Annotated in this window: 13 protein-coding genes; 3 read left to right on the forward strand and 10 right to left on the reverse strand. The window is 72.7% G+C overall.

Annotated features, from left to right (window positions below; genetic code table 11):
• Positions 1–59: 59 nt before the first annotated feature.
• From IE95_RS0103015 to IE95_RS0103030, 4 genes are all read right to left on the reverse strand, one after another.
• Entirely contained in the window at positions 60–917 is an 858-nt protein-coding gene (locus tag IE95_RS0103015; RefSeq protein ID WP_030150151.1) for an oxygenase MpaB family protein, read from the reverse strand.
• A 123-nt stretch (positions 918–1040) separates the two neighbouring features.
• Positions 1041–2600 carry an NAD(P)/FAD-dependent oxidoreductase gene (locus IE95_RS0103020; protein ID WP_084689732.1) on the reverse strand — a complete coding sequence of 520 codons (1560 nt, stop codon included), beginning with the start codon at positions 2598–2600 and terminating at the stop codon, positions 1041–1043.
• 175 nt (positions 2601–2775) lie between these two features.
• Positions 2776–4182 carry a hypothetical protein gene (locus IE95_RS0103025; protein WP_030150153.1) on the reverse strand — a complete coding sequence of 469 codons (1407 nt, stop codon included), beginning with the start codon at positions 4180–4182 and terminating at the stop codon, positions 2776–2778.
• The gene (locus tag IE95_RS0103030) at positions 4182–4514 is read right to left on the reverse strand and encodes a PadR family transcriptional regulator (protein ID WP_030150154.1); all 333 of its coding nucleotides are present in this window, start codon (positions 4512–4514) and stop codon (positions 4182–4184) included. Before IE95_RS0103030 ends, IE95_RS0103025 begins: the two co-directional genes overlap by 1 nt.
• 278 nt (positions 4515–4792) lie before the next feature.
• Here IE95_RS0103030 and IE95_RS0103035 point away from each other — a divergent pair, with 278 nt between their 5' ends.
• A complete protein-coding gene (locus IE95_RS0103035; RefSeq protein ID WP_030150155.1) occupies positions 4793–5695 on the forward strand; it encodes an endonuclease domain-containing protein in 903 nt (300 codons plus the stop codon).
• A gap of 58 nt (positions 5696–5753) precedes the next feature.
• Here the strand turns inward: IE95_RS0103035 and IE95_RS0103040 are convergent, their stop codons facing one another.
• The 5 genes from IE95_RS0103040 to IE95_RS0103060 form a co-directional block, all read right to left on the reverse strand.
• Entirely contained in the window at positions 5754–6707 is a 954-nt protein-coding gene (locus IE95_RS0103040; RefSeq protein ID WP_030150156.1) for a Ppx/GppA phosphatase family protein, read from the reverse strand.
• Between the two features lie 113 nt (positions 6708–6820).
• Complete coding sequence (locus tag IE95_RS0103045) at positions 6821–7276, reverse strand: DUF501 domain-containing protein (RefSeq protein ID WP_240666290.1); 456 nt, start codon at positions 7274–7276, stop codon at positions 6821–6823.
• 412 nt (positions 7277–7688) lie between these two features.
• On the reverse strand, positions 7689–8621 hold the full coding sequence (locus IE95_RS20815; RefSeq protein ID WP_206053311.1) for an FtsB family cell division protein: 933 nt from the start codon (positions 8619–8621) through the stop codon (positions 7689–7691).
• Positions 8622–8842: 221 nt separating this feature from the next.
• Entirely contained in the window at positions 8843–10123 is a 1281-nt protein-coding gene (gene eno / locus IE95_RS0103055; protein WP_030150159.1) for a phosphopyruvate hydratase, read from the reverse strand.
• 290 nt (positions 10124–10413) lie between these two features.
• Positions 10414–11205, reverse strand: a complete 792-nt coding sequence (locus IE95_RS0103060; protein WP_051702631.1) for a nucleoside triphosphate pyrophosphohydrolase — start codon at positions 11203–11205, stop codon at positions 10414–10416.
• A gap of 189 nt (positions 11206–11394) precedes the next feature.
• On the opposite strand from IE95_RS0103060, the gene IE95_RS0103065 reads away from it, so the two are divergent.
• Complete coding sequence (locus IE95_RS0103065) at positions 11395–12141, forward strand: hypothetical protein (RefSeq protein WP_030150161.1); 747 nt, start codon at positions 11395–11397, stop codon at positions 12139–12141.
• A gap of 75 nt (positions 12142–12216) precedes the next feature.
• Positions 12217–13401, forward strand: coding sequence for an acyltransferase family protein (locus IE95_RS0103070; protein ID WP_030150162.1), 1185 nt, complete (start codon positions 12217–12219; stop codon positions 13399–13401).
• On the opposite strand, the gene mfd is transcribed toward IE95_RS0103070, so the two are convergent.
• On the reverse strand, positions 13364–17065 hold the full coding sequence (gene mfd, locus IE95_RS0103075; protein ID WP_030150163.1) for a transcription-repair coupling factor: 3702 nt from the start codon (positions 17063–17065) through the stop codon (positions 13364–13366). The two genes, IE95_RS0103070 and mfd, sit on opposite strands and share 38 nt — an antisense overlap.
• Positions 17066–17223 lie beyond the last annotated feature (158 nt).

The following is a 17223-nucleotide window of genomic DNA, read 5'->3' on the forward strand; positions in this document are numbered from 1 at the left end:
CAGGGTGCCGGTCCCGGTGGCAGCCGCTCGGGGCGACGCCCCGGCGCGGGTCGCGGCCCCTACCGCGACCCCGCCAGCGCCCAGCGGATCGCCTTCGTGACCGTCCGGCCACCGGCCCGCACCAGCACCGACTCGCCCCGCATCGGCCACCGCACCGGGATCATACGCCGCGACCACGGGGGCAGCGACGCGACCGAGGCTGCCCCCAGCGCGGCGTACGGGCCCCGGGCGAGGAACGGGAGAGGTGGCTCGGACAGCAGGAAGCGAGCGACGTCGTCGGACTCCGTGGTCCTCGCGAGCTGCGGGCGGAACTCCTCGAAGGCCCTCGCCAGCTCTGCGCGCGAGCGCGGCGGGTCCACCGCCCCGAGCCGGTCCGCGATCGTCGCGGCCTGCGCCAGGTACTCGTCGCAGCCCTCGGCGTCGAGCGGTCGCTCGCCGTAGCGCTGGTGCGCGGCGAGGAAGCTGTCGGCCTCGGCGACGTGGACCCAGCGCAGCAGCCAGGGGTCGTCGGCCGCGTACGGGCGCCCGTCGGAGGCCGTGCCACGCACGCGGACGTGCACCGAACGGACCACGTCGATCGCCTGCTGCGCGTGCTCGACCGTCCCGAAGGTCGTGACCGCGAGGAAGGTGCTCGTGCGGGCCAGGCGCCCCCACGGGTCGCCCCGGTACCCCGAGTGCGCCGCGACCGCGGCCATCGCGAGCGGGTGCAACGACTGGAGCAGCAGGGCCCGCAGACCGCCCACGAACATCGACGCGTCACCGTGCACGCGCGCGATCGCGGAGTCGGGCGCGAACCAGCGCGGACCCGGGGTGTCGTGGATCCGCGAGCGCTCGGCCGGGCCGTCCGGCCCTGCGACACGCTCGAACAGGGCGCGGCCCGCCCGGGACCGCAGGTCGTCGACCACGCGAGTGCTCACGCGTCCATTGTGCGCCGCGGAGGATTCACGTGAAACGGGTGCCCAGCAGCCGTGCAGCAGAACGCCGCGAGGGCGGCCCCACCAGGGACCGCCCTCACGGCGTGCGCAGCACTGCGATCAGGCTCAGGCCTTGGTCGCGGCCTTCTTGGTCGTCTTCTTGGCGGGACCGTGGTTCGCGTCGGCGCCCGCGGCCTCGGCCGGAGCGGCCGTGGAGGACTTCGCCTCGGCGCCGCCTGCCTCTGCCTCCGCGGCCGACGACACGGCCTCCTGCTTGACCTTCTCGCCCGCTGCGGCCGGCGGCACGGACGCCTGGCGGAACTCCGCGCGCGGGTCGTGCAGCGAACCGAGCGAGATGATCTCGCGGCCCATGAGGAACTGGCCCATCCAGCCGATCGCGATGCGGATTTTGCGGTTGCCCGTGGGCATCGCCATGACGTGGTAGCTGCGGTGCATGGCCCAGGCGAGGAAGCCCTTGAGCTTGAAGATGCCGAACAGCTCCGCGACACCCTTGTACAGGCCGAGCGAGGCGACCGTACCGACGCTCTTGTGCTTGTACTCGACGGGCTCGTCGCTGTGCAGGATCGCGACCAGGTTGTCGGCGAGGCGCGTGGCCTCACGGATCGCGTGCTGCGCGTTCGGCGGGCAGAACTTGCCGGGGTTCAGCAGGTCCGGGACGGCAGCGCAGTCGCCTGCGGCCCAGGCGTCGGGGACGACGTTGCCGTCCTCGTCCGCGACCTGGAGCGTCGGGAGCACGATCACGCGGCCGAGCTTGTCGACGGGCAGGTCCGAGTTCTCCTTGAGGACCGGGTTCGCCTTGACGCCCGCGGTCCACACGATGGTGTCGGTGTCGAACTCGACGCCCGTCGAGGTCACGACGTGGCCGTCGACGCACGACGACAGGAACGTGTTCAGGTGGAACTCGATGCCGCGCTTCTTGAGCTCCTCGAGCGCGTACTGGCCCATGGGCTCGGAGACCTCGGGCAGGATGCGCCCGGAGCCCTCGATCATCACGAAGCGCAGGTCCTCGGGCTCGATCGTCGGGTAGTTGCGGGCCGCGTAGCGCGCCATGTCCTCGATCTCGGCGATCGCCTCCATGCCGGCGAAGCCACCACCGATGAACGCGAACGTGAGCATGCGCTTGCGCACGTCCTGGTCCCAGGTGGACGACGCGACGTCCATCCGGTTGATGACGTGGTTGCGGACCGCGATGGCCTCTTCGACGTTCTTGAAGCCGATCGCGTTCTCCGCGAGGCCCGGGATGGGCAGCGTGCGCGAGACCGAGCCGAGGCCGACGATCAGGTGGTCGTAGGAGACCGCGTAGTCGTCGCCCTCCTCGGGGTGGATCGTGATGCTGCGGCCGGCGTGGTTGATCTCCACGACCTTGCCCTGCAGCACGTCGACGCCCTTGAGGGCGCGGCGGTGGGGGGCGACGACGTCGCGTGCGTCGATCGAGCCCGCGGCGGCTTCCGGCAGGAAGGGCGCGTACGTCATGTACGGGCGCGGGTCGACGACCACGATGGCCGCCTCGCGCTTGCCGAGCTTCTTGCGGAGACGGCGAGCCGAGTAGAGACCGACAGAGCCGCCACCCAGGACGATGATGCGAGGGACCTTGCGAGGACGCGGCGACGCAGCGCTGTCCGCGTTCTGGGCAGGCGCGACCGAGGTCTGGTCATTCAGAGGCATGAAACCAGAGTATTACTGTCTTCAACTTCTTGGTGAACATCTGTCCGATTGGTGAGCGTGACAACCTTCACAAGCGCCTCGGAGGCCGTCGTTGTGGGGTGTTTCTGCGGTGTGCGAGGTTCCGGACCCGGGGGTGGCCAGGGCGCCTGGCTACCCCCGGGTCCGGGAGAAAAGGTCAGCCGCCCGACGGCGCAGCGCCCGTCGAGGCCTCGAGCACCGGCGTCGCGGTGGCCGGGGAAGGCGCCCCCGGGACGCGGGCCGAGGGTGCGGTCGTGCCGTCGACCCCCTGGCCCGCTGGTGGCTCTCCGCCGGTCGGAGCCTGCGGGTCGACCGGCGTCCCGGGGTCGGCCGGGGCCGTTCCTGCGTCCGGTGCCGCGTCGGGCGCGGGGGTCGGCGTGCCGCCGGTCGTCGAGGGCACCAGGAGCGGCTGCGCCTGGAGGAACGGCGACGGCATGGACCGTGGCTGCTCGCCCTCGAGCGGGACCGGGCGCTCGGAGCCGTCCCACTCGACCGCGTCCTCGGGCAGACCGCGCAACGGGTAGACGTTCCAGCGCTCGCGCCCGTCGGTCGAGAACGACGGCTGGAAGTACCACCCCTGCTCGAAGCCCGGCAGAGTCCAGGGCTGCGAGGCACCCTCGGCCGCGATCGTCCGAACGGGACGGCCCTGGTCGTCGAAGATCTGCACGTCCTGGAGGGCGCGGCCGCTCGCGTCGTACACGAACAGGTTGCTGACGGGCGAGCCGTCGACGAAGACCCCGCTCCCGGCCCCGCTCGTGCTCACGCCGCTCGCGCCGTAGCCGTTCGAGGCATCGCTGACGCCCTGCTGGTACCCCCGGTCGTACGAGCCCGAGGAGCTCGTGGGGAGACCGTTGAGCTCCGCATTCGCCCCGAAGGCCGCGCTCACGAAGAACGGCACGGCCACGAGGACCGCAAGGACGTTGACGACCTTGCGCAGCAGGTCCAGACCGCGCCAGCGCAGCCACCGGCCCCTCCCCCACTGCACGCTCACGACGATCGCGAGCACCAGGACCAGTCGCCAGACCGCCATCTGAGGCACGAGCTCGAAGCCGTGGTTGCTGATGAGCCACGCGTACAGGACGAGCACCACGACCCACGCCCGCAGCACCCACCACACGGGCCGCAGCACCGCGGCGAACTCGCAGAACGTTGACCACTGCGGGGTCGACGTCACCGGAGCCCACAGGGACTTCCACTCCGCCATGAACTTCTTGCCGTCCGCAGCCAAACGGTCCCCCAGGGTGCGCCGCGGCCGAGGTCCCGGAGCAGCGGGGTCGAGGCCTGCGGCCGACCGGAGCTCGGCCGCGTACTCGGCGGCCGGACCGAAGCGCTCGGTGACGTCGAGGAGGGCGGTGGCTCCGCCGTCGGGCACCTCGCTCCCCTGCGGCAGCGGACGCAGCGCGCCCGGCATGTCGGCGAGCGCCTCCGCGAGGTCCGCCTCGAGGCCGTCGGTGAGGTCGTCGACCTGCTCGGGCGAGAGGTCGGCGAGGTGTGCGCGGACGTCCGCGGCGTAGCGGCGGACCTGGTCGAGGATCACGGCCTCGGGGCTCAGGGTCGTGGACATCACGCGGCTCCTTCCGAGGTCATGAGGAGGCCGGTCAGCGTGCCGGAGAACTCCTGCCACTCCTTGCGCTGGGTGTCGAGCATGGCCCGGCCCTGCGCGTTGATGCCGTAGTACTTGCGGTGCGGGCCCTCGTCCGAGGGGACGACGTAGCTCGTGAGCATCCCGCCCGCGTACAGGCGGCGCAGCGTGCCGTAGACCGACGCGTCGCCCACCTCGACGAGCCCCGCGGCCCGCAGGCGACGCACGACGTCGTAGCCGTACCCGTCCTCGTCCGCGACGACGGCGAGGACCGCCGCGTCGAGGACGCCCTTCAACAGCTGTGTGGTGTCCACCCTGACTCCCTGCTCGCCGACTCCTGTGCGCCAGACACTACTACGCGAACCGCACTACCGGCCAGAGTGAGATACCGCGAGTCGCGCATCTGCCGGGCCGCATCCGCGTCCGCGTCCGCCGAGAAGTGAGTTGACGCCCCTCATGCGTGCGATTCAGGGGCGTGAACTCACTTCTCGGCGAGACACGGCGAGTGTCCACAGGCGCACCGCAGGCGCCCGTGTCCACAGCTCGCGCGCTTCAGCCCCCGCACCCACTCCCGTCGCGGCACAGTGCCCGCATGCGCACCGACGAGCCCTTCACCCTGGCCGAGGGCCAAGCCTCCGGGCTCTCCCCGAAGGCGCTGCGGCACCGGCGCCTCGCGATCCCGACCCGCGGCCTGCGCGTCGCGGCAGAGCAGGCCAACGCTCTCCCGGTCCGGGCCGCCGCCATCTTGCGATGCGCGCCCACAGGCTCCGCGATCAGTCACGGCAGCGCGCTCCGTCTCCACGGCGTCGACCTCCCCTGGCAGGTCTCACGCGATGATCGCGTGCACCTGAGCGTCCCCGGTAGCGCCGTCGTCCCACGTCGCACCGGATACGTGGCCCACACGTACGGCGCCGACCTGCTGCCGGTGCGGTTCCTGAACGGGCTGCTGGTCGTCACCCCCGAGCACGCGTGGCGACAGCTCGCCGGAAACCTGCCGCTCGACGAGGTGGTCGTGCTCGGGGACTCGCTGCTGCGCCGCAAGACTCCGGCATCGACGCTCGGGCAGCTGCGGGAGACCGTGCGTGGCACGCCGGCTGGTGCACGCGGAGTCGCACGGATGCGGACCGCTCTCGACGACCTCCGCACCGGGACCGACTCGCCCATGGAGACGCGAACCCGGCTCGTGCTCGTCCGCGCCGGCCTGCCGTGCCCGCAGGTCAACGTTCCGGTCCTCGACGACACTGGCCGCTTCGTCGCCCTGCCGGACATGGTCTACGTCGCCGAGAGAGTCGCGATCGAGTACGACGGCGACGTGCACCGCACCGACGCACGGACCTGGCGCCGGGACGTCGCGAAGAGGCAGTGGCTCGAGGACCTCGGGTGGCGGACCGTGGTGGCGACGGCCGACGACGTCTATCGCCACCCGTCGCGTCTCGTGGCGCGCGTTGCCGCCCTGCTCAGGTCACGCGCGGTCCCGGTCCGCGCCGAGAAGTGAGTTCACGCCCCTGATTCGTGCGATTCAGGGGCGTGAACTCACTTCTCGGCGGAGGAGATCACGCGATCGACAGCGCGATCCCGTCGAGGATGTCGTGCTCGCTCGTCACGACCGACGTCAGCTCACCGCCCGCTGCCGCGACGTCGTCACGCACCCGGCGCACGACCTCGGCCCACACGAGCGCGCCCGCCCCGATCACGTCGACCCGGCCCGGGTGCATGAAGCCCAGCGCCTCGCGCTCGGCCCGCGTGCGGCCCAGCAGGTCCTCGCACGCGGCCAGCGTCGCCTCGACCGACAGCACCGCGCCGTCGATCCGGTCGCGGTCGTACCGCTCGAGTCCCAGCGCGTGCGCCGTCACGGTCGTCACGGAACCCGCGAGCCCGACGAGCGTCGCCGCCTTGCCCAGGGGGACCGTGAGCGAGGCCGTGTCGAGCGCGGCCCGCACGTCGGCCCGCGCCGCCGCGACCTCCTCGGCCGTCGGCGGGTCCGAGCGCAGGTGGCGCTCGGTCATGCGCACGCAGCCCACGTCCATGGACCACGCGGCCTCCGGGGCGTCAGTACCCAGCACGACCTCGGTCGACCCGCCCCCGAGGTCCACGACCACGAACGGCCCCGGGTGGTTCGCCGCGACCACGCCCGTCGCCCCGCGGAACGACAGCTCGGCCTCCTCCGTCCCCGACACGACCTCGGGCTCGACACCCAGACGCGCCAGGACGCCCTCGACGAACTCCCCTCGGTTCTCCGCGTCCCGGGTGGCCGACGTCGCCACGAACCGGGTGCGCGTCGCACCGAGCTCCTCGATCACCCGGGCGTACTCGCCCGCCTGGTCGAGCGTGCGCGCGAGCGCCTCCGGGGCCAGCCGGCCCGTCCGGTCCACTCCCTGACCGAGGCGCACGACCTCCATGCGACGGTCGAGCTCGGTGAGGACGCCCGTCGCGGGGTCGACGTCGGCGACGAGGAGACGGATCGAGTTGGTGCCGCAGTCGATCGCGGCGACGCGAGAAGAAGTCATGGCATCAAGGGTGCCACCCGTCACCGCCCCCGCGGGCGCGGACGCCGCCCGTGGACGGTCGACGTCACGAGGGTCACAGCCGACGGCGGCGCGCCCGTCCTCGGGTCGACGGCTCAGCAGGTGCAGCGGTCCGCGCGCCACGCCCCCGAGATCATCACGAGCGCCTCGTCACCCAGCGGGTTCACTCCCGGCCCGGCCGCGAGCGCGTGGCCCACGAGCACGTGCAGGCACTTGACGCGCACGGGCATGCCGCCCGCGGAGATGCCCGCGATCTCCTCGACGTGCCCGAGCGACTCGCGCGCCGCGAGGTAGTGCTCGTGCGCGCGGGCGTAGGCGGCGGCGAGCTCCTCGTCCTGCGTCAGGCGCTCCGACATCTCCTTCATCACGCCGTTCGCCTCGAGCGTCGAGGCGCCCGCGACAGCCCCGGGGCCCGTCAGGTAGTACGTCGTGGGGAACGGGGTGCCGTCCGGGAGACGAGGCGCGGTGTGCACCACGAGCGGACGCCCGCACACGCAGCGCGCCGCGATCCCGACGACGCCGCGGGCCGGGCGACCGAGCTGCTCCTGCAGGACCTCGAGATCCTGCGGGGTGACCTCGGGACGCGAACGGTCCGCCTCCGGGACGGCCGGGGCGTCGGCGCTGCCCGCGAGGCCGCGGTCGGTCACCGGGGCCGTGTCACGGGCTGCGGCGCCGGCTGCGGCAGCGTGGTCCGCGGAGTCCGGAGCGGAGGGGGTCGAGTCGTTCACGAGGGGTCTTCCGTTCTGCGGCGTGCGGTGCTGGTCCGGCGCCGGGAGCCGGCGCCTTCCCATTGTCCCCGGTCGAGCAGCCGGATCAGCAATCGGGACCCTCACGAGTCGTTCCGGGGCCCCGAGAGCACCGAGGACGCCGAGGACCTGGACGAACCCGTCGCGCGGACCGTTGCCTCCGCGCCCATCGGTCCGGCGCGGCACGCTCCGGCACCGCACCGCAGCACAGCGCGGGCTACGGGGTCGGGGCGTCCGGGGCGTCCGGGGCCGGAGGCTCGTCGCCCCCCTGGTCGGCCGGCGCGTCGCCGGGGGCGGGCTGCTCCCCGGCGAGCTGTACAGACCGCCAGAGCGAGGTGTACCAGGGTGCGCCGTCGTTCCCCTCGACGCCGACCGGCCCGTCGGTGACCTTCCTGCCCGTCTCAGGGTCGAGGTCGTCGACGACGATCTCCGGGTCGATGACCCGCCAGGCACGCTCGCCCGGCATCACGTAGCTCAACCGGTCGCGCGCCTGTGCGATCACGTAGGCGTCGTCGTCCCACCGCCCGAGCTGGACCTGGAGGTCGTCGCGCTCGGCCTCGGCCGCCGCGACCTCGGCACGCAGGGCCCGCAGCTCACCCGTCTGGTTGACGTAGGCGCGAACGGTCGGCAGGAGCAGGATGACCGCGAGGAGGACAACGACCGCGATCACCAGCGAACGGACCGTGACGACCTCAGGCAGCAGGAAGCCGTTGCGGCTGCGCCGACGATCCGCGAGCGCCGGGGCCCGCGTCGAGGTGCTCGGTCGCGGGGTGCGCGCCGCCGAGGATGCCCGGGACGTCGAGGTCGCGGACCGCCCGCCAGCCCCCGAGCCAGCACCAGAGCCCGCCGCCGACGTGGTCGACGGCTTGCGCGGCGCCGCCGGCTTGCGCCCCGCACCGGTCGCGGAGCCCGAAGCCTTGGCCGCGCTCGCGTCCTTCGCCGCGGCCTTCGCAGGACCCGCCTTCGGGGTGCCCGACCCGGCCCCGGACCTGCCGGACGTGCCCGCGTCCGGGCGCGACGTCGTCGGGCCGGAGGCGCCCCGTGCGCGGCCGGTCGACGACCGACCGTCCCCTCGCGCACCTCCCCCGCTTCGTCCGCCCCCAGGGCGCGGCGAGGCGCCGGGCGTGGACGGGCGACGGTTCGTGGGCATGGAGCCGATTGTGCCGCCCCGCGCGGCTGCTCGGGCGCAGGATCCACGGCGCGCCGGGGCAACGAGGCCGGATCCACACCAAGCGTTCACAAGCCCGCGCGTGTCGGGAGACCGGCCGTGGACGCACGGACGCCCGGTGGTTCCGAGGAACCACCGGGCGTCCAGGTGCCGGCGTCGGCCAGACCCGAGGGTCAGGCCGCGCTCAGCGGGGATGCGTCAGCTCACGCCTTCCAGCGCGGGAACGCCGAGGCGCCGGCGTAGCGGGCCGCGTCGTCCAGGGCCTCCTCGATGCGCAGGAGCTGGTTGTACTTGTTGATGCGCTCGCCACGGGCGGGAGCACCGGTCTTGATCTGGCCGGCGTTGACCGCGACGGACAGGTCCGCGATCGTCGTGTCCTCGGTCTCGCCCGAACGGTGCGACACCATCGCGGTGAAGCCGTTGCGCTGCGCGAGCTCGACGGCGTCGAGCGTCTCCGTGAGCGTGCCGATCTGGTTGAGCTTCACGAGCAGCGAGTTCGCCGACTTGAGCTCGATGCCCTTGGCGAGACGCTCCGGGTTGGTGACGAACAGGTCGTCGCCCACGATCTGCACCTTGTCGCCGACCTCGGCCACGAGCTGCGACCAGGCGCTCCACTCGTCCTCGGACAGCGGGTCCTCGATCGAGACCAGCGGGTAGTCCGCCACGAGCTGCTTGTAGTACGCGATGATCTCGTCCGAGCTCGTCGCCTTGCCCTCGAACTGGTACGCGCCGTCCTTGAAGAACTCGGTCGCGGCGACGTCGAGCGCGAGGCCCACGTCCTTGCCCGGCGTGAAGCCGGCCTGCTCGATCGCGACGAGGATCAGGTCGAGCGCGTCACGGTTGCTCGGCAGGTTGGGGGCGAAGCCGCCCTCGTCGCCGAGACCCGTCGCGAGGCCCTTGCTCTTGAGCACGGACTTCAGGGAGTGGTAGACCTCTGCACCGGTGCGCAGCGCCTCACGGAAGGACGTGGCGCCGATCGGGGCGACCATGAACTCCTGGATGTCGACGTTGGAGTCGGCGTGCGACCCACCGTTGAGGATGTTCATCATCGGGACGGGCAGGACGTGGGCGTTGGGGCCGCCGACGTAGCGGTACAGGTCCAGGCCCGAGCTCTTCGCGGCGGCCTTCGCGACCGCGAGCGAGACGCCGAGGATGGCGTTCGCGCCGAGCTTGCCCTTGTTCGGCGTGCCGTCGAGCTCGATCAGCGCCTGGTCGATGAGGCGCTGGTCCTCGGCCTCGAAGCCGAGCAGCTCGGGGGCGATCTCGTCGATGACGGCGTTGACCGCACCCTCGACACCCTTGCCCAGGTAGCGGGACTTGTCGCCGTCACGACGCTCGACGGCCTCGAAAGCGCCGGTCGAGGCGCCCGAGGGGACGCCTGCGCGGGCGAAGGTACCGTCGTCGAGCACGACCTCGACCTCGACGGTGGGGTTTCCGCGCGAGTCGAGAATCTCGCGTGCTCCAACGGCTTCGATGCTTGCCACGGTTGCTCCTTCAGCTGCTTCCAGGTCCGGAGCGCAGGGCAGGCGACGATGGCGGTCGGGCGCGTCCGGGGTTGTCGCAACCCAGCCTAGTGGTCGGGAACACATGGTGCTCCGGACGTCGCCTCGTGGACACGATCGCCCGCATGTCGGCCGTGGTGCGCGCCGAGGGTGACGTGCTGTGGTGCCGACGGTGACGCGCGGGGGTGCCGACGGTGACGTACCGGGGCGCCGAGGGTGACGCCCCGGTCACCTTCGGCGGGCGCGTCGGTCACCCTCGGCGGGCAGGGCCGTCACCCTCGGCGGGCAGGGCCGTCACCCTCGGCGGACACGATGGCCTCCTCGACCTCGCGCAGCGCGACCCGCAGCGCCGTCTCGGCATCCACCCCGTCGGCCTGGGCGCGGCGCACGACGTCGAGCAGCTCACGTCCGTACGCACGCTCGGGCCCGCCTGCCGTCGCCAGGTCGCGCATACCCGACGGCGCCGCTCCCCTCCCGTCCCCCGCCTCGCCCGGGGCGACGGGAGGGACCGACGCGACGACCGCCGTCGGGCCGGGACCCGCGACGGCTTCCCCCAGCCCTGCGCGCTGCGCGCGGGACAGGACCTTCTGGGCACGCGCCAGCGCACCCTGCGCGAGCGGGATCCCTTCGAGGACCGACTCGCGCTGCTTCTCCTGCTGCTTGATCTCGTCCCACTGCGCGTACAGGGCGGCGTGGCCGTCGCCCGTGGTCACCGCGGTGTCGGCGAACACGTGCGGGTGACGCCTGACGAGCTTGGCGACGAGGTCGGCCGCGACGTCGTCGACCGTGAACGGGTCGACCGGGTCCTCGCTCGCGATGCGTGCGTGGAACAGGACCTGGAGCAGGAGGTCGCCCAGCTCCTCGCGCATGCCCGCACGGTCACCCGTCTCGATGGCCTCGGCGAGCTCGTGCGCCTCCTCGAGGAGGTAGCGCACCAGGGTCTCGTGCGTCTGCTCGCGGTCCCACGGGCACCCGCCGGGTGAGTAGAGCCTGTCCATGACGGTGACGGACTCCCGCAGGGGGTCGACGGGACCGGCGGAGTGGTGCGGCTCGCTCGTGGTCATGCGCCCATGGTAGGGAGCGGTGCGCGTCGTGGAGCACCGGGACCGTCATGGGGGCGTCGGGTCACCCCGCCGGCCCCGGTGGCCCGGGCGAGCACCGCCGGTGTGGCGGTCGTCACACCGGCGGTTCCGCTGCTAGGGTCGCCGAACCGAGCATGCAGCCCGGTCATCGACGTCGCCGTTGGAGCACTCATGCTGCGTGTCACCGTGCCTGTCCGGGTCCTCGTCCGTCGCGTCGCGCTGGCGATCGCGATACTGGCCGTGCTGCACCTCCTGGCCAACTTCCTCGAAAAGGGCGCCGACCTGCACGGCGGCATGATCGAGCCCCTCGTCCGCTACTTCAGCATGGACGAGGAGGTCAACGTCCCCACCTGGTTCACCGTCGTCCTGCTGGCCTCGACGGGACTCGTGACGGGCGACCTGCTGCACGCCGAGCCCGTCCCGGGGCGGCGGTGGGCCTGGGGGCTCGTCGCGTTCGTGCTCCTCTACCTCTCGATCGACGAGATGACGAGCTTCCACGAGCACGTGGGGACCTCGCTCGAGGAGCACTTCCAGAGCATCGCGGACCTGCCCTTCAACGGCTGGATCGCTTTCTACGGCCCGTTGGCGCTCGTCGTGGCCGCGGTCGTCATCCCGCTCCTGTGGGGACTGCCGAGCAGGTTCCTGCGTCCCATGGCGCTCGCCGGGGTCCTCTACGTGGTGGGCGCCGTCGGCTTCGAGGCCGTCGCGGGGCTGCTCGAGGACCAGGGCTTCGACCGGGCGACGTTCGTCGGGCAGCTCGCGGTGCTCGGCGAGGAGAGCCTCGAGATGGTCGCGGTGCTCGTCTTCCTCGTGGCCGTGGTGCGCTACCGGGACGCCCTCGACGGGGGCCTCGCGGCCGTCGAGGGCGTCGCGACGGCCCCGGGGGACTCCGGCCACGGGCCCACACTTCATCCTTGACCCCCTGCCGCCGGGGCGCCCACGATGCAAGAGCGGCCTCTCGACGGGGCCGCGCACCAGCGGCAGGGGACCTCGATGACGACTCCGGCGGAGACGGGCACCGCCCCGCGCCAGCTCCCCTCCCTGACGGCGGTCCGCGCGGTCGCCGCCGCGGCGGTCCTGGTGTTCCACCTGGACTACTGGCAGGTGCTCGACATCCCCGGGGCGTACTACGGCAGCGCCGGGGTCGCGCTGTTCTTCGTCCTCTCGGGCTTCATCCTGACGTGGACGGCCAACCCGGCGCTCCCCCGCCGCAGCTTCTACCTGCGCCGTGTCGCGCGGATCTATCCCGACCACCTCGTGACGCTGGTCGCGGCACTCGTCATCGCGCTGGTGGTCGGCAGCCCGCCCGTGACCGGGCGCATCGTCGGCGCCAACGTCCTGCTGCTCCAGGCCTGGTCCTTGGACCCCACGGTCGTGTACGGGCTCAACGGCGTCGCGTGGTCGCTGTCGTGCGAGCTCGCGTTCTACCTCGCCTTCCCGTTCCTCCTGCCCCTGCTGCGGCGCTGGTCGCCGCGGACCCGGCTCGTCGTGGCGCTCGCGGCGCTCGCTGTCCCGCTCGTCGCGACGGTCATGGCCCCCGCGACGTACCAGGTGCTCTACCACTTCCCCCTCGCCCGGTTCCCCGAGTTCGTGCTGGGCGTCGTCGCGGGGCTCGCGTTCGTCGAGGGCCGCCGGTCGCGGATCCCGTGGGCCGCGGTGCTCGGGATCCTCGCCGTGGCGCTCGTCGCGGCCGAGCTCACGCACGCGACCGAGGCCGTGGCCCGGGTCGCGCTCGTCCTGCCGTTCGCGCTGTTCCTCATGCTCTGCGCCGAGCGCGACCTGCGCAGCCGGCGGTCGGTGCTGACGCACCGCGTCCTGGTCGTCGCGGGCTCGGCCTCGTACGCGTTCTACCTGGTGCACGAGCTCGTGATCCGTCGCGTGCTCGACACCCCCCTGACGGGGGTGCTCGCCGCGGCCGTGATCACGGTCGCCGCCGCGGTGCTGGCCTACGCGCTCTACCGGTTCGTCGAGGAGCCCGCCCGCCACCTGATCGTGAACCGCTGGGGGCGGCGCGCGTCGGCGGGCGCGGCGCAGTCCTCCCCCGGCCCGACGGCGCCGCTCGCCGACGCGGGCACGTCGCCCACCGCGGACCCCGCCGCGGACCCCGCCCGGGCCCCCACCGCGGCCGCGACCGAGACGGCTACCGCTTCGCCGTCCCCACCGTCGCCGCCGCGCTGACGTCGCCCGTGATGACCGCGTCGATGAGCTGGCGTGCCCAGGCGAGCACCTCCATGCCCCGCAGCGGACGGCCTCCGATGCGCGCCGTCGTCGGGAAGGGCACGAGGAACGCGCGGATGGCGGGCTTGAGCATGGTGCCCGGGTAGAGGCGCTTGAGGCGCAGCTCCGCGGACTCCGGGAGGTCGACGGGCGCGAAGCGCACGAACTTGCCCTGCGCCGTGACGTCCGCGAGCCCTGCGCGGCGCGCGTGGTTGCGGAAGTCGGCGACCGCGAACAGGGCCTCGACGACCTCCGGGAGCGCGCCGTAGCGGTCGACCAGCTCGGCCCGCACCTCGGCGAGCGCGGGCTCGTCCTGGGCCGCCGCGATCTTGCGGTACGCCTCGAGGCGCAGGCGCTCGTGCGCGATGTAGTCGTGCGGGATGTGCGCGTCGACCGGCAGCTCGATAGAGACGTCAGCGACCTCGTCCGTGTCGACCTCGCCCTTGAACGACGCCACGGCCTCGCCGACCATGCGCACGTACAGGTCGAACCCGACGCCCGCGATGTGCCCCGACTGCTCGCCGCCCAGCAGGTTGCCCGCGCCGCGGATCTCGAGGTCCTTCATGGCGATCTGCATGCCCGCGCCCAGGTCCGTGTTGGCGGCCATGGTCGCGAGGCGGTCGTGCGCGGTGTCGGTCAGCGGGCGCTCGGGCGGGTACAGGAAGTACGCGTACGCGCGCTCGCGCCCACGGCCCACGCGGCCACGGAGCTGGTGGAGCTGGGACAGGCCCAGCATGTCGGCGCGCTCCAGGATGAGGGTGTTGGCGTTGGAGATGTCGAGGCCGGTCTCGATGATCGTGGTGCAGACCAGGACGTCGAGCTCCTTCTCCCAGAACGCCGTGATCGTCTGGTCGAGCTGGGCCTCGCTCATCTTGCCGTGCGCGACGCCGATGCGGGCCTCGGGGACGAGCTCGCGCAGACGCTGCGCGGTCCGGTCGATCGTCTCGACCTTGTTGTGCACGTAGAACACCTGGCCCTCGCGCAGCAGCTCACGGCGGATCGACGCCGAGATCTGCTTCTCCTCGTACGCGCCGACGTACGTGAGCACGGGGTGCCGTTCCTCGGGCGGGGTCGCGAGCGTCGACATCTCGCGGATGCCCGTGACGGCCATCTCGAGCGTGCGCGGGATGGGGGTCGCGCTCATCGCGAGCACGTCGACGTTGGTCCGCAGCTGCTTGAGCGTCTCCTTGTGCTCGACGCCGAACCGCTGCTCCTCGTCGATGATGACCAGGCCCAGGTCCTTGAACTTGATGGACCCGGAGATGATGCGGTGCGTGCCGATCACGACGTCGACCGAGCCGTCCTTGAGCCCCTCGACCGTCTCCTTGGACTCTGCCTCGGTCTGGAAGCGCGAGAGCGCCTTGACCGTCACGGGGAACGCCGAGTAGCGCTCGGCGAACGTCTGGAAGTGCTGCTGGACCAGGAGCGTCGTCGGCACGAGGACCGCGACCTGCTTGCCGTCCTGCACGGCCTTGAACGCCGCCCGGACCGCGATCTCGGTCTTGCCGTACCCGACGTCGCCGCACACGAGCCGGTCCATGGGGACGGCCTTCTCCATGTCGGCCTTGACCTCGTCGATCGTGACGAGCTGGTCGGGCGTCTCGACGTACGCGAACGCGTCCTCGAGCTCGCGCTGCCACGGGGTGTCGGGGCCGAACGCGTGCCCCTGGGTGGCCATGCGCGCGCTGTAGAGGCGGATGAGCTCGCCCGCGATCTCCTTGACGTGCTTGCGCGCCTGGGACTTGGTCTTGGCCCAGTCCGAGCCGCCCATCTTGTTCAGGCTGGGCGACTCGCCGCCCGTGTACTTGGTGACCTGGTCGAGCTGGTCGGACGGCACGAACAGGCGGTCGCCCGGCTGGCCACGCTTGCTGCTCGCGTACTCGATGACGAGGTACTCGCGCGTCGCGGCGTTGCCGCCCGTGCCGAGCGTGCGCTGCACGAGCTCGACGAACTTCCCCACGCCGTGCTGCTCGTGCACCACGTAGTCGCCTGCCCGCAGTGCGAGGGGGTCGACGACGTTGCGCCGCCGCGAGGGCATCTTGCGCATGTCGCGCGTGCTCGACCCCTGGCGTCCCGTGAGGTCCGACTCGCTGAACACCGCGAGCCTCAGCTCTGGCGCGACGAAGCCCGGCCCCACGGGCGCGGGCGTCACGAGCACGACGCCGCCCTCGGGCTCGGTGTCGATCGACGCGACCAGGCGGGCTGCGGTGTCGACCGCGGAGAGCTGCTCGGTCATGCGGCGTGCGGGGCCGTGGCCCTCGGTCGTCAGGACCAGGCGCCAGCCCGCGTGCTGGAGCGAGCGCAGGTCGTCGAGCGCCCGCTCGACGTCCCCGCGGTACGACTCGACGTTGCGCGCGGGCACGGTGAAGGTGGTCACGCCGTCCGCGCCCGTGCCCGACGTCGGGCCCTCACCTCCGGGGAGTTCGTCGCCCGGGTGCGCCTCGCCGTCGGGGGTGGCTCCCTCGTCGAGGCCGAACGGGCTGAGCGTCCACCACCCGAGGCCGCGACGTTCGGCGACGTCGTGGACGTCGGCGAACGTCTCGAACGACGCGGCCGAGAGGTTGATCGGGGTCGAGCCGCCTGCAGCGGCGCCGGTCCAGGCGGCGGCGAGGAACTCCTCGGTCGTCGCGACGAGGTCGTGCGCGCGGCGGCGCACGCGCTCGGGGTCGTTGATGACGAGCAGGGCGTCGTCGGGGACGAGCTCCAGGACGGGCAGCATGCGGTCCACGAGGACGGGGGCGAGGGACTCCATGCCCTCGACGGCGATGCCGGCGGCGAGCTTGTCGAGCATGTCGGTCGCGCCAGGAAGGGTCTCGATCAGCTCCGCGGCACGGGCGCGGACCGCGTCCGTCAGGAGGATCTCGCGGCACGGCGGCGCCCACACCCCGTGGTCGGCGATCTCCAGGCTGCGCTGGTCCGCGACCGCGAACCAGCGGATCTCGGTGACCTCGTCGCCCCAGAACTCGACGCGCAGCGGGTGGTCCTCGGTGGGCGGGAAGACGTCGAGGATGCCGCCGCGCACCGCGAACTCGCCGCGCCGCTCGACCATGTCCACGCGCTGGTAGGCGGCGGCGCTCAGGCGCTCGGCGACGCCGGTGAGGTCGGCCGTCTCGCCCGTGCTGAGCTCGACCGGCTCCAGGTCGCCCAGGCCCTCGACGACCGGCTGGAGCAGCGCGCGCACCGGCATGACGAGGACGCGCACCGGGCCGGACTGGCTGATCTCGCTGGTCGGGTGCGCGAGGCGCCGGAACACCGCGAGCCGCTTGGCGACCGTGTCGCTGCGCGGCGACAGCCGCTCGTGCGGCAGCGTCTCCCACGCGGGCAGGACCGCGACCAGGTCACCCAGCTCGTCGGGCAGGTAGGCGCGCACGCTCGCGGCGAGCTCATCCGCCTCGCGGCCGGTCGCGGTCACCACGACGAGGGGGCGCGAGCCCTGGGCGGGGGCGCCCTTCTCTGCGCGGGTGGTGTCCCCGGTCGCGGTCGCCCCCGCCATCGCGGCCAGCAGCGGCGGACGCACGCCCACCGGTCCGACGACGTCGACCGCGCCCCGCAGGCGCACGTGCTCGACGACCGCGCGCGCGGTCGGGTCGGCCAGGAGGGCGGGCAGGATTCCGGTGAGGTTCATGAGTTCCTTCGAGCAGGTCACCGACGGCGTGGGCGTCCACGGGCGCAGGCCCGGGCAGGGTGTGGACGTCGTTCGACACGACCCGCAGCGAGGCGCGGGCGCGCCGGAACAGCACGAGCGGCCCGGACCGAGGTGGAGACGGTCCGGGCTGAGGGTGC

Source organism: Oerskovia turbata (assembly GCF_000718325.1).
GTDB classification, from domain to species: domain Bacteria; phylum Actinomycetota; class Actinomycetes; order Actinomycetales; family Cellulomonadaceae; genus Oerskovia; species Oerskovia turbata.

Bases quoted from the DNA above. Each gene is read 5' to 3' on its own strand.
- IE95_RS0103065 (WP_030150161.1), top strand. From the start codon at position 11,395: ATGCTGCGTGTCACCGTGCCTGTCCGGGTCCTCGTCCGTCGCGTCGCG.
- IE95_RS0103020 (WP_084689732.1), bottom strand. From the start codon at position 2,600: ATGCCTCTGAATGACCAGACCTCGGTCGCGCCTGCCCAGAACGCGGAC.
- IE95_RS20815 (WP_206053311.1), bottom strand. From the start codon at position 8,621: ATGCCCACGAACCGTCGCCCGTCCACGCCCGGCGCCTCGCCGCGCCCT.
- IE95_RS0103040 (WP_030150156.1), bottom strand. From the start codon at position 6,707: ATGACTTCTTCTCGCGTCGCCGCGATCGACTGCGGCACCAACTCGATC.
- IE95_RS0103035 (WP_030150155.1), top strand. From the start codon at position 4,793: ATGCGCACCGACGAGCCCTTCACCCTGGCCGAGGGCCAAGCCTCCGGG.
- IE95_RS0103060 (WP_051702631.1), bottom strand. From the start codon at position 11,205: ATGACCACGAGCGAGCCGCACCACTCCGCCGGTCCCGTCGACCCCCTG.
- IE95_RS0103025 (WP_030150153.1), bottom strand. From the start codon at position 4,182: ATGTCCACGACCCTGAGCCCCGAGGCCGTGATCCTCGACCAGGTCCGC.
- mfd (WP_030150163.1), bottom strand. From the start codon at position 17,065: ATGAACCTCACCGGAATCCTGCCCGCCCTCCTGGCCGACCCGACCGCG.
- IE95_RS0103070 (WP_030150162.1), top strand. From the start codon at position 12,217: ATGACGACTCCGGCGGAGACGGGCACCGCCCCGCGCCAGCTCCCCTCC.